Source organism: Leucobacter ruminantium (genome assembly GCF_017565705.1).
Taxonomy (GTDB): domain Bacteria; phylum Actinomycetota; class Actinomycetes; order Actinomycetales; family Microbacteriaceae; genus Leucobacter; species Leucobacter ruminantium.
The window spans coordinates 1-12,217 of sequence record NZ_JAGDYL010000043.1 but is presented as its reverse complement, the minus strand read 5'-3'; the positions used below and the strand labels follow the sequence as shown (position 1 = coordinate 12,217).

The following is a 12,217-nucleotide window of genomic DNA, read 5'->3' as shown; positions in this document are numbered from 1 at the left end:
TCGTTAGCCGCGCGGACCTGACCGCGATTCAGGACTCGCTCAACGGCCGACCACGCAAGACGCTCGGATATCTGACACCATCGGAGAAGTTCACGGAACTCGTTGCGACCACCGGTTGAATCCGCCGTGTGATACTCATGCTTGTGAGCACTCGCGCGGCTTCGGGGCCGCTCCGGGCGAAGGGGTGTCGCAGGAACACGCGCCGTCGAGCGACGGCGATGCAGAAGGGGAGACACAGCACGTGAGAAGGAACAGGATGGCGAGGCGGCTGGCGGCCTGCGGGGCGCTCGTCGCGCTCGTGGCGGGGTCGCTCGTCGGGGGCGGAGCACCCGCCGCCCAGGCAGTGATCGATAGTCCGTCGATCAGCTCGAAGCCGGCCGGTGTCACGAGCGTCGCGACCACCGCGGGCAAGGCGCGGGGCTCGGGACTCTGGGGATACGCCGGGGACGTGAAGACCCGCGGCGCATCCGGCACGGTGTTCAGCTACGGCGTGGCGGTGAGCCCGCTCGACGGCAGCCTCTGGGTGACCGACAGCGCCAAGATCCAGTGGACGACGAACACGCTGCTGTGCAGCCTCGTCGGCGGCACGATGTCGACGCCCGCGGGCGTCTGCCTCATCGGCCGTTCGCAGGTGCTGCAGTACCCGCTCGATGCGGGAGCCGACTGGGCGGTCGGTCAGTACCAGGCGAACGGCACCTACGCGGCTGCCACCGCCGGTGCGAACGGTGGTGTCGGGGCCAACTACGCGAGCTTCGCCGATGCTGCCAAGCTCGATGGTTCCACCCTGCCCGAGGGGCAATTCGTGGGCGCCCGCGGCATCGCGATCACCGACGCCGGCACCGCCTGGGTGATCGACTCCGACCGCGGCAGCGGCAGGAACCTCGCCCCCGGCACCTCGAAGGCCGTGCGGATCCTGAACCCCGATCTGAGCGAGGGTGGGTCCTTCGGCACCGACACCTGGCCGAGCGGCACCAACTGGACGAACCGCCACCACCCCGAGGCGTTCGACTACGCCGTCGGCGTCGCGGTCATGAACAACGGCAACATCGTGGTGACCAGCCAGACCCCCGAACTGCTGAAGGAGTACCAGCAGGACGGCACCTTCGTGCGCAACATCTACCTGAACCAGCCCGCGGGCACCGCCTACGCGAGCGACCCCGGCTACCGCAGCCCCTACGCGGTCGCGGTTGATCCGGCCACGGGCGACCTGCTCGTCGGCTACATCGATCCCGGCCCGGGCAACCAGAGCTTCATCGAGCGCATCGACCCGAACGACTGCACCACCGAGGCCGTCGGCAACCCGGCCGGATCCTCCCGCGACCGCTGCGCGGTGCTCGACACCATCGGTCTCGGCACGCTCGCCAACGGCAACGGGGACAGCGGCACCTCCAACGCCGTGACCTTCGCCATCCGGGTGGAGGAGCGCACGGGCGACATCTACGTCGGCCAGCGCGGCGGCCAGCTGTACACGTTCGCCTCCGACGGCACCCCGAAGGGCCGGTTCCCGGCGTTCGGCGCCGGCGCGGGCAACGGACAGGTGCAGAACGTGCGCGGAATCGCCTTCGACGAGCGCGGTTTCATGTACGTGACGGTCTCCGAGGGCACCGCCCAGACCCGCGTGCAGATCTTCGCGCGCACACCGGATCCCATCACGGGCCTCACCGGTGCCTACACCTCCGCAGCCAAGACCGAGGCAGTGCTCACCTGGGACGCCCTCGCAACGGGCGTCACCGCGGATGCGCAGGCTCCGCTGCGCGACTACGTCATCGAGCAGTCGACCGACGGCGGCACCACCTGGAGCGTCGTGAGCACGCCGGTGGGCACCGGCGCGACCGAGACCATCACCGGTCTGAACCCTGCGCTCGACTACCAGTTCCGCGTCTCGGCTTGGAACGAGGCGGGCAACGGCGACTGGGCGGTCACGCCGCTGGACGACTTCGCCGAAGAGGAGCTTGAGGTCACGATCAGCGGGGACGCCTCGCTCACCCGCACCTACGAGTGGGACATCGAGAAGGCAGCGACGAACAGGGACAGCCTCGCCGTCGACCCGACCACCGGTGAGGCCACCGTCGAGTACGAGGTGGTGACGACCGAGGGCGGCTACACGGATGCGAACCCGCAGCTGAACGGCGAGATCCTCGTCGCCAACCCGTCTGCGACGAGCACCTACACCTTCACCGCGACGGTGACCGCGGACGGCACCGGCCTGAGCTGCAGCGTGACCGATGGCGAGGACCGCTCGATCGCGCCGGGGGCCGATCTGACGCTCGCGTACACCTGCACGGGCTCGCCCGGCAGCGACCTGGATCGCACGCTGACGGCCAGCGTCGTGGTGAGCGATCCCGTGAGCGACCCCCCGCTGGATCCGGTCACCGCGAGCGAGGACATCGAGTACCAGCTGAACGAGGTCGACAGGACGGTGAACGTCACGGACGAGGCGCTCATCGACGGAGCGCCCCAGCCGGTGCGCGACTTCGGCCCCTACACCTGGAGCGCCGAGGGCACCGAGCACACCGAGAACTACGATCTCGACGTGACCGTGCCGGCCGGCGACTGCCTCGCCGTGACGAACACGGCCGAGATCACCGAGACCGGTCTGTCCGATTCCGAATCGCTCACCGCGTGCCTGCCGCTCGACCTGACGATCGAGAAGAACGTGTTCGTCGGCCTGGAGCGCAGCTACGGCTGGAGCATCACGAAGGAGCTCACCAACCCCGACGTGCAGCTCGACGCCGACGGCAACGCCAGTCTCGACTACCGGGTCACGGTGACCGAGGGCGCCCGGACCGACGCCGTGTGGGCGATGACCGGCACCGTGGCGGTGAACAACCCGAACCAGTACAAGAGCGTCGACGCGACGGTCACCGACACGGTCGACATCGGCGGCGGTGCCGTCTGCACCTTCGCCGGCGGCGCAGACATCACGCTCGCCCCTGGCGAGACCCGGACCCTGTCGTACAGCTGCACCTTCGACTCGGAGCCCGCGTACTCGGGCGTGAACACCGCGACGGTCGCGTGGCAGAGCGATGCCGCGGGCGCCGACCGCACGCTCACCGAGCCGCGGACGGCCCAGGCGACCGCGGACGTCCGCGAGGACGCGTGGGAGTTTATCGAGTTCCAGGAGACCGTCACGGTCGAGGACATCACCACGGTCGACGGCGCCGAGCAGGCGCCGCGCACCTTCGGCCCCTACACCTGGAGCGCCGAGGGCACCGCGCACACCGAGGACTACAGCGTCGACGTCGCGGTCGACGGCGGCACCTGCCTGGTGATCGACAACACCGCGACGCTCGTGGAGCCGGGCGGCAACGCCACCACGCAGCACACGCTGTGCCGTCAGCTGCCGCTCAGCATCGACGATCCGGGAACGGCGAGCCTCACGCGCAGCTACGACTGGTCGATCGCGAAGACGCTGACGAACCGCGACGAGATCGCCGACGACAGCACTCCGGAGCAGGTCGACGCCGACTACGCGGTCACGGTGACCGAGGGCGGTTTCCGCGACTCGCAGCAGCAGCTCACCGGCACGGTCGAGATCACCAACCCGAACGGCTACCGCTCGTTCACGGTCGACGTCGCGAGCACGGTCGACATCGCCGGCCTGAGCTGCGAGCTCGTGAACGCCACCGCCGTCGTGATCCCGCCGAGCAGCACGGTGAGCCTGCCGTACCGCTGCACGGGCGATCCGGGTGCCCCAGCGCTGACGCACAGCGTCACCGTGTCGGGCGCCGACATCGACACGCTCACGCACGACGAGGAGATCGCGTACGCGGTCACCGAGGTGAACCGCCAGATCACGGTCGAGGACGACAGGTACGCCTTCGACCCGGTCTGGCAGATCGCCTGGAGCGCCGAGGGCACCGAGCACACCGCCGAGTACACGCTCGGCGTCGAGACCGGCGCCCACGGCGACGTGTGCACCGTCTTCGCGAACACGGCGCAGATCGTCGAGACCGGGCAGTCGTCGAGCGCCGAGTTCTCGGTCTGCGGAACGGGAGGCTTCGGGCCTCCGAACCCTCCGGTGACCCCGCCGAGCAACGGCGTTCCCGGGCTCTCGGACACCGGCCAGGCCGGACTGACGGCGGTCGCGGCGCTCGCCGCCGCGCTGCTCGCAGCAGGGGCCGCGCTGCTCGTGCTCCGCCTGCGGAGACTGCGCAGCGAGTCGTGATCGCCGGAGCTGCGGCGCGGCCCGTCCTCGCCGCAGCTCCACCGGATCCGACCTCCCCTCGACCGAGGCCGACACGCCGCGTGCGCGTCACTTTCTCGGAGCAGCGGGGACTCATCTAGTAGACGCAGCCTGCTCGCGGTGCCTCACCGCGAGCGGCGTTCGACCGAGGAAGCAGAAAGACACCATGAAGCGCAAGACCCGTATCTACGCAGCGATCCCGGGGATCCTGCTGCTCGCACTGGCACCTCTCGCGAGTGCACCGGCGGCGTTCGCGGCCGAGACCGACATCTCGGTCGTGTACTCCACGCAGAACGACGCGAATGCCCCGATCGACGGCAGCTACACCGTGCACGGCCGGGTCGACCAGACCCGCGACGACATGCAGGTCGCCTACACGATCCAGAGCGACACGGTGATGTACCCCATCCCGGTGCTGAACTACACGGGCACGTTCACCGACAGCTCCGACGCGACCTACACCTTCCGCTTCGACTGCGACGACACCGTCACCGGCTCCGACTGCGATGCGTGGGTCGCGCAGATCACGGCGATGAACGCGATGGCCACCGCCCTCGACGGCAACTCGATCGAGACCTTCACCGCCGACGTGACACCGATCATCCTCCAGTTCGGCGGAGACGTGCCTCCCGGCATCCGCGGCACCGTGACGGTCTCGATCAATTCGAGCGTTCCGGGCACCGGCCAGCTCGAGTTCTACCTGCAGGAGGGCGAGCAGGCCGGCGCTGAGCGGCTCTCGCCGACCGCGGTCACCCCGCTGTCGATCACGCAGCCGACGATCACGGCGAGCTCGCTGGAGTCGTTCTGCGCGGCGGGCCTCGAGGAGTACACCGAGGACGGCGTCAAGTACACGCCGACGAACTTCGGCCGGGACGATTTCGATGTCGAGGACGGGGTGACCGACGAGGGCATCCTCCCCGATGACGCGACCGCGGTCGGCAGCGATGCCGACCAGATCCGCTTCGACGTGACCGGCGGATCCACCGGCCTGACCGAGGAGCAGCTCGAAGCGGCTCTGCTCGCCGCTGCCGCCGGCACCTACGAGGTCACCGCGTACTACACCGCCCCCGACGGCGTTCCGGCCCCGCTCATCGGTACCTCCATTACGATCCTCGGCGCGGACGATCCCTCCTGCTGGAGCACGAGCGACGTGGTCGACCCCATCGATCCGGTCGATCCCGTGGACCCGGTCGACCCCGTCGATCCGACCGATCCGCCGCGGCCGACGGGCGTGAAGGAGCTGCCGAAGACCGGTGCGACCGACGCCGACGGCGCTCTCGCCCTGGCCGGTGCCGGCCTGCTCGGGGGCGCTCTGCTCCTCGGTGCAGCCGGCCTGCGCCGCCGCCTCGGAGCCTGACCGCCCCGAGCGCTCCCACCAACGATCACCCGACCGGGCGCGGCGTCGTCGCCGCGCCCGGTGCCAACTCTGACCATAAGGAGCATCCGGAACCGTGAGACTCAAGAAACGATCGGTCGTCGCCGCGGGCGTGACCGCCGGTCTCGTGATGGGGCTGCTGAGCGCCCCGATGGCGGCGCTCGCCGCGCCCACGGGGGCGTTCGACAGCCTGACGCTCATCAAGCAGAGCGACGGCTACTCGTTCACCAACAATCCCGTCGACGACTCCGGCAGCAACGACATCGTCGCCGTCAACGACTTCGTCGGCTTCCGCATCCAGGCCAACACCAACGGGGCCGTGAGCGAGGCGTCCGTCACGATCACCAAGCCCGACTGCTTCGTCTGGGAGGACACGGTCGACGCGAACCTCACCTTCACGCTCGACGAGGGCCAGACCACGGGCACGGTCACCCACCCCGACGCCAACACCGTCACCGTCACCTGGACCCAGGCGCCGAGCGGCACGGTGCTCACCCAGCCCTTCCGCGTGAAGGCGGGGCCCACCTGCGCGAGCGGCACGACGTGGACGCCGACGCTGAGCTACACGGACGGCTCCGGCACCCACACGCAGAGCCTCAGCACGATCACCGTGCTGTCGGTGGCGGGCTCCGACCTGCGGATCAGCGCCGAAGGAGCGCCCGCCGCGCCCGCGATCCGCTGGTTCTCGAACCTCGGCAACGTGCCGGCGATCAGGCAGGGGTGGCGCATCCAGCTCGCCCCGGAGACGCTGAGCTCCGTCGGATACTCCGACCCCAACGGCAACGTCACGTTCACCGTCACGTTCACCGGAGTCGGCTCGGCGTACGAGCTGCCCCGCTTCAACTCCGGGGTGCTGAGCCAGTGCTGGAGCTACGTCTCGCCGTCGGCGTCGAACAACGGCAACTACGCGGCGGGCGGGGCCACGCAGTCCATCGCCATCACGATGCAGACGACCGGGGCGTGCGCCGGCCTGCTCCCCCAGACCAACTCGCTCTACATCGAGTCCTTCACGCCGCTGTCGCGCGTGGAGAGCGCCGGCTGCAGCGTCAACCACGGCGCGCAGGTCACCGCCGGGGCGTGGGTCGACAGCTTCGGCCGCCCGATCCCCGACAACCCCCTCACCAACAACAACGCCTCGGTGACGCTGCAGTGCGCGGAGGTCAACTACGGCTGGTCGGGCTCCTACGGGCTGATCGCCCCGACCGTCGACGGCGCCTCCTACGACGCCTATCCGTACCGGTCTTTCAATAACGCCGAGCCCACGGGCGACTGGCAGAACGTGGCCAACAGCAGCATCGGCGCCGAGGCCGGGTTCATGAGCCTGAGCGGCTTCAACTACGACAACCCGACGCTCGACGACTTCGCGAGCTACCACCTGTGGGACGCGACCAAGCAGAACCTCGACGTCGCCCGCCTCGACAAGGCGGTCATGGGCGCGTTCACACCCAACTCCTCGCTGGATTCGGTGCCGTACAACCCCAGCACCTACGTGAAGGAGTGCACCACCGGGTTCACGGGTGCGAACGCCGACAGCGCCGGAACGCTCACCTGGGTCGACTGCACCACCCTCGACCCCGCGCAGATCAACGGGCTGCGTTTCCGGTACCTCACCACCCTGCAGCCCTACTACTACAACGTCAACTTCCCCGACGTGCGCAGCGTGTTCTCCCAGGTGCCGTTCCTCGCGGTCGGCGACCCGGTGACCACCGCCCCCACCACGTTCCGCTGGACCTCGTCGGACTTCGCGGAAACGAGCCGCGGCGGCTCCCAGAGCGTCACCATCGTCGGCAACAACCTGCTCATCGGCAAGGACGCGAACATCACACAGGTGCAGCCCGAGGGTGACATCGTGTACACGCTGACCCCGCAGGTGGCCCAGCCGACAGGCACGTTCCTGCCGATCGTCGTGCCGAACCTGCAGGTCGTCGACTCGCTCGACGTCGGTGTGACGAGCGTCGATCTGTCGAGCCTGGATCCCTTCTGGACCGTCACCCAGGAGGCCGCGGATCTCGGCCCCGACGGCGTGCCGTACACGGCGGACGACGTGCGCGGCATCCGGCTCGTCTTCACCCCGGCTGGCGACGTCACGACGGAGACGGATCTCCCGGAGATCGTCTACACGGCCCAGATGGGGATCCTGCTGCCGCCCCCGGCCGCGCCCCACAACGCGACCGTGCGCAACACCGCCGTGCTCTCGGCGGACTACTCCTCGGGCAATCGCACGGCGGCGGAGTCTGTCGTGGCGGGCACCCCGGAGGCGGCGTTCTTCTCGAAGTACCTCATCTCCGATCCGGTGATCGAGGTCGAGGATCTGCCCGCCGCCTGGCGCGTGCACTGGGTCAACTACAACAACTACTCGCTGGGCCAGGGGCGCTTCGTGGACGTGTTCCCCTACAACGGTGACGGCCGCGGCACCGACTTCAACGGAACGGCGACCCTGACGCAGATCGCCAGGGTCGGCTCGGCCACGCAGGCGGGCACCGTGATCGAGCTGACCTCCGACGCTCCCGGCACCGTCGGAGCGTCGCCTGCTGCGAGCACCGCCTGGCACGTCGTCGATCCCGCCGATCCCGGCAGCTGGGAAGCGGCCGTCGGCGGGACTCCCACCGCCATCCGCATCACCGTGCCGAACATCGAGGCCAGCACGCAGGGCTACGGCGCCGTCGACCTGCACTTCGAGGTGGACGGGCAGCGCAAGGACGACATCTACCACAACGACGCCAGCGCCACCGTCTACAACACCGTGCAGGACGCGACTGTCAACCTCGGCACGCGCAGCGGCGATCCCGTGCGCGTGATCGCGAGCTCGATCGCCGGTGTCGCCTGGGTCGACCGCGACGCCGACGGCATCCGCCAGCCCACGGAGGCGCTGCTGCCGAACGTCACCGTGCACCTCTACCGCGACGGCGACACGAGCACCCCGTTCCGCACGGCGACGACGGACGCGAACGGCGCCTACCACTTCACGCAGCTGCACAGCTCCGACTACCAGGTGGTGTTCGACGTGGACGAGCTGAAGGCCATGGGCTACAGGCTCACGGACCAGTCCGTCGGGAGCGACACGACCGTCGACTCCGACGCGGACGTCGACACCGGCGAGGTGGACCAGCTGACGCTGCCCCGCGAGACCGACGTCGTCAACCTCGACGCCGGCCTGATCGCGATCGGCCTGCAGGCCGCGATCAGCGCGGACGCCTCGCTCACGCGCAGCTACGACTGGAGCATCGCGAAGGCCGCGACGAACAAGGACGGCCTCGCGGTCGATCCGGACACCGGCGCCGCGACCGTCGAGTACTCGGTCGTGACGACCGAGGGCGCCTACGCCGACTCGAACGCGCAGCTGAGCGGCGAGGTGACGGTCACCAACCCCTCCGAGGAGAAGGCCTACACCTTCACCGCCACGGTCGCGGCCGACGGCACGGGGCTCACCTGCACCGTGACGAACGGGCAGGATCGGGAGATCGCCCCGGGTGCCATTCTGACGCTGCCCTACAGCTGCGCGGGATCCCCCGGCGACGACCTCGATCGCACCCTCACCGTCACTGTCGCGGCGACCGACATCGATCCCGCGACCGGCCAGCCGGTCGAGCCGGTGCAGGCGACCGCCGACACCGAGTACCAGGTGAACGAGGTCAACAGGACGGTGCACGTCACCGACGCGGCGACCATCGGCGGCACGGCGCAGGCCGACCGCGAGTTCGGGCCGTACACCTGGAGCGCCGAGGGCACCGAGCACACCGAGACCTACGCCGTCGACGTGACCGTGCCCGCGGGCGAGTGCCTCGCGGTGGACAACACCGCGACGATCGACGAGACCGGGCAGCTCGCCTCCGAGTCGCTCTCCGCCTGCCTGCCGCTCGACCTGACGATCGAGAAGAACGTCGTCACGAGCCTGCAGCGCAGCTACGGCTGGAGCATCGACAAGCGCCTGGCGAACCCCGGCGTGCAGCTCGACGAGCACGGCGAGGCGACGCTGGAGTACGAGGTCGTCGTGACCGAGGGCGCCCAGGACGACGCCTCGTGGACGATGAGCGGCGAGGTGACGGTCTCGAACCCGAACCGGTACAAGAGCGTCGACGCCACCGTGACCGACGTCGCCGATATCGGCGGCGGGGTGGTCTGCGCCTTCGCAGGCGGCGACACCGTGACGCTGGCCGCGGGGGAGACCCGCACGCTGTCCTACTCCTGCTCCTTCACCTCGGAGCCGGCCTACAGCGGGGTCAACACGGCCACGGTGGCGTGGCAGAGCGACGTCGCCGGCACGAACCGCGCGCTGGTCGAGGATCGGAGCGCCGTCGCGACGGCCGACATCCTCGAGGACGCCTGGGCGCTCACGGAGTTCCAGAAGACCGTCTCGGTCGAGGACATCGCTGAGATCGACGGCGCCGCACAGGCGCCGCGCGCACTCGGCCCCTACACCTGGAGCGCCGAGGGCACCGAGCACGTCGAGAGCTACTCGGTGGACATCGCGGTCGACGCCGGCACCTGCCTGCTCATCGACAACACCGCGACCATCGTCGAGCTCGGCAGCAGCGCCGCTACGCAGCACACGCTGTGCCGCGAGGCACCGCTCAGCATCGCCGATCCGGCGGCCGCGAGCCTGGTGCGCACCTTCGACTGGTCGATCGCGAAGCAGCTCGTCAACCGCGAGGACATCGCGGACGACGAGACCCCCGAGAGCGTCGACGCGCAGTACGCCGTGACGGTCACCGAGGGCGGCTACACCGACTCGGCGCACCAGCTGACCGGCCAGGTGGAGATCACGAACCCGAACGACTACCGGTCGTACACGGTCGACGTGGCCAACACGATCAGCATCGACGGCCTCGAGTGCGCGCTCGCGAACGCCTCGAACGTGGTGATCCCCGCGAACGGCACGGTCACCCTGCCCTACACCTGCACCGGCGATCCCGGCGAGGTGCTCAGCGGCACGCACGGCGTCACCGTGACGGGCGCCGACATCGAGACGCTCTCGCACGAGGAGGAGGTGGGCTACACGATCACCGAGGTGAACCGCACCGTCACCGTCACTGATGACAGGTACGCCTTCGACCCGGCGTGGCAGATCACCTGGTCGGAGCAGGGCACCGAGCACCTGCGCGAGTACGCGCTGCGGGTCGAGACCGCCGTCGGGGCGTGCCAGACCTTCGAGAACACGGCGACCCTCGCGGAGACCGGGCAGAGCTCGACGGCGGGCTTCCGGGTCTGCGCCCCCGAGGGATCGGTCGGCGGCGGGTTCTTCGAGCGCCTCGTGCAGACGGGAGGCGCCGTCGGGCCGCTGCCGGCGATCGCCGCGCTCCTGCTGCTGGCCGGTCTGATCGTCGTGCTGCGCAGGCGGAGCAACGGGAGCGAGCAGCGCGGCTGACGCGCGGAGAACGGCGGGGGAGGCCCGTCTGAGGTCGGATGGCCCGGCGCATGATGCGCCGGGCCATCCGGCGTTTTCCCGGCTTCCCGGTGCAACGCCGAGCCCGACGCGGCACGGGGAATGACACGCGGGGAAAGATGTCTCCGGTTGCGTCACTTTTCACCGGTTCGGATCACTCTCATAGCGGAAAGGAACCCCATGCCGGACTCTCCCGATATCCGGTACCCTTTCCCTCCCCGAAGATGCTCTGGTTTCCCTGTCGGAGCATCCCCCGGGTGGGTACTCGAGAGTGACTCCGGGTACCCACCCGTTCTCCTATGCGGTTCCCGCGAAGCGGTCGACGTACGCGCTCGCGGTCGCAGCGGTGGCCTCCCGCAGGCCGAGGTACAGTTCGATGCTGCGCGTTCCCGGCCAGTCGTGCGGCAGGAGCGCGGGCGGCTCCGAGGGATACGCGCGCCACACCGCGGGGTCGGTGGCTCGGGACGCGAGGAAGCCCTCGTGCAGCTCCCGGATCGCGTTCAGATCCCACCACCGCGCCGCGAGCTCGCGCAGCGGCGCTGCGCCGCGCACCTCGTGGGTCACGAACAGCGTCACGTGATCCGACAGCTCCAGCCGGCGCACGATGTCCTCGGCCTCGTCGAGCAGGAAGGCCGGCAGGATACACAGGCCCTGGGAGACGTTTCCGGCGCCGATCCAGCAGAGCTGCTTGCGCAGCCGGTGCCGTGCCTGTCGCCGGCTCTCCGGCACGTTGAACGAGACGAGGCACCACGCATCCCCGTCGCCCATGCTGCGCGGCTGATGGATGCGCCGGTCGCCGCGCGCGAGCACGTCGTGCGCGGCGGGGGCGATCGCGTAGCCGGGCTGCCGCTCTCTCGCCTCGGAGACCAGAAGACCCTTCTCCCGCACGCGCGACAGGGCTGTGCGCGTGCGCTCGGGGCTGACGCCGAGGGCGCGCAGCAGCTCGACGAACACCGCGGTCGGCAGCCAGCCGCCGCGCTCCCGCATCACTGCCCCGGTGACGGTGCGCAGCAGCGAGGTCGCGCTTCCCGGGCGGGCGTCGAGGTCGTCGAGCAGCTCCGTCATGCGTTCGCCGCCGCGGTCGTGCGATCCGGCGGCTCGACGCGCTCGGCCGAGGCGAGCCAGGCCACGAGCTCGGCGGCGGTGTGAATTGGCCTGGTTTGAGTTCCGACCGGTTTTCCTGTCAACCGGTCGGTGACAGAAGTTCCTCGGCCTCAGCATAGTAGGCCTGCTCGACCTCGATCGGGGTACGCATATCGAGCTCCCCGTGAAG

The 12,217-nt window shown here is 69.7% G+C and carries 4 protein-coding genes; 3 read left to right on the top strand and 1 reads right to left on the bottom strand.

What is annotated here, in order from left to right; genetic code table 11:
- Nucleotides 1-256: 256 nt before the first annotated feature.
- From J4H91_RS14875 to J4H91_RS15945, 3 genes are all read left to right on the top strand, one after another.
- Nucleotides 257-4,168: a fibronectin type III domain-containing protein gene (locus tag J4H91_RS14875; RefSeq protein WP_208047037.1), complete on the top strand. Its 3,912-nt coding sequence runs from the start codon at nt 257-259 to the stop codon at nt 4,166-4,168.
- A gap of 184 nt (nt 4,169-4,352) precedes the next feature.
- A complete protein-coding gene (locus J4H91_RS15815; protein WP_208047036.1) occupies nt 4,353-5,543 on the top strand; it encodes an LPXTG cell wall anchor domain-containing protein in 1,191 nt (396 codons plus the stop codon).
- A 94-nt stretch (nt 5,544-5,637) separates the two neighbouring features.
- The gene (locus J4H91_RS15945) at nt 5,638-10,926 is read left to right on the top strand and encodes an SdrD B-like domain-containing protein (protein ID WP_208047035.1); all 5,289 of its coding nucleotides are present in this window, start codon (nt 5,638-5,640) and stop codon (nt 10,924-10,926) included.
- 315 nt (nt 10,927-11,241) lie between these two features.
- Here the strand turns inward: J4H91_RS15945 and J4H91_RS14860 are convergent, their stop codons facing one another.
- Complete coding sequence (locus J4H91_RS14860) at nt 11,242-12,009, bottom strand: PaaX family transcriptional regulator (protein WP_208047034.1); 768 nt, start codon at nt 12,007-12,009, stop codon at nt 11,242-11,244.
- Nucleotides 12,010-12,217 lie beyond the last annotated feature (208 nt).